1 protein-coding gene is annotated in these 1,292 nt (G+C 45.1%); it reads left to right on the plus strand.

Annotated features, from left to right (window positions below):
* Positions 1-87 precede the first annotated feature (87 nt).
* Positions 88-1,250 (plus strand): IS3 family transposase gene (locus tag KNP72_RS15665; protein WP_214720508.1). Its coding sequence is split into 2 segments (ribosomal slippage): positions 88-364 and positions 364-1,250, totalling 1,164 coding nucleotides; the frame shifts between segments, so codons are not numbered across the junction.
* Positions 1,251-1,292: the final 42 nt, after the last annotated feature.

A 1,292-nucleotide genomic window follows, 5' to 3' on the forward strand; every position in this document is an offset into this window, starting at 1 on the left:
TGGGCTAACCTAAATTTTTGAGACAATATAAAAACACCTTCGCAGTGGTACACTTAAAAAAAGTGCTAGCATCGGAGGTGTTTTTGCGTGGGCAAAAACGTATATTCAAGTGAAGTGAAATGGGCAGTGGTGAAAGACAAACTGAGCGGTGAGTTGACGACTAGAGAGATCATGGAGAAACACGGGATCAAAAACGAATCACAGATCCACACATGGATGAGATGGTATCGGTCCAATGAAATCTATCGATTTGACCAGCCCATCGGGAAGCAATACACCTATGGACTCGGTCCTGATTCCGCCAGTGAGGATGACAAGAGAGAGCGTCAACTATCCCACCTGAAGACGGAGAACGACATCTTAAAAAAATTCATGGAGATCGAAAGAGAGTTGAAAAAGAAATAGCGTTAAAGACTGTAGAGCGCCTGAAGAGCAAATATACGGTCACGACCATCCTACGTGTCCTAGACGTGCCACGGGCAACCTATTACCGTTGGGTCAAAGAACCGGTGAAGCAACCTTCGGTGCTGGAGCAAACAGTCATCGAAGTGTGTAAGCTTACGAAGTATCGATATGGACATCGAAAGATAAAAGCCCTGTTAGAGCAAACCTATGAATTTGCGGCTAACCGGAACACCGTACAAAGAATCATGCAGAAGCACCATCTCCAGTGTCGGATCAAGCCTAAACGGAAATGGAAGTCTCAGGGCGAGAGCATCATCATCGCACCTGACCTTCTCAAGCGAGACTTCACGGCCAGTGAACCGAATAAGAAGTGGGTGACGGACATCACCTATATCCAATACGGGAGCACGACGAAGTACCTCTCCACAATCATCGACCTATTCAACAATGAAATCGTTGCCTATAAGCTATACGAGCATCAACAGACGCCCCTCGTCATCGATACGTTAAAGATGGCGTTGGAGAGTCGGAACAATCCCGAAGGGATCATCATCCATTCGGATCAAGGAAGTGTCTATACATCATATGCCTTTCAAGATTTGGTCAAGAGGAATCATATGACGAGCAGCATGTCCCGAAGAGGCAACTGTTGGGATAATGCGGTGATTGAATCGTTTCATTCGAATTTGAAGTCTGAGGAATTCCAGTACGTCAAGTTCAACTCGTTAAGTGACCATGAAGTGCGTAAGCGGGTGGACCATTACTTAACTTACTATAACGAAGAGCGTATCCAAGAAAAATTAGGCTACCTCACACCGATAAAATATGGTGTGGTGGCAGCCTAATAAGGTGTTTTTATTAGTGTCTCATATAGCTAGGTCAGTCTA

This window comes from Exiguobacterium sp. s152 (assembly GCF_018618335.1).
Lineage (GTDB): Bacteria > Bacillota > Bacilli > Exiguobacteriales > Exiguobacteriaceae > Exiguobacterium > Exiguobacterium chiriqhucha.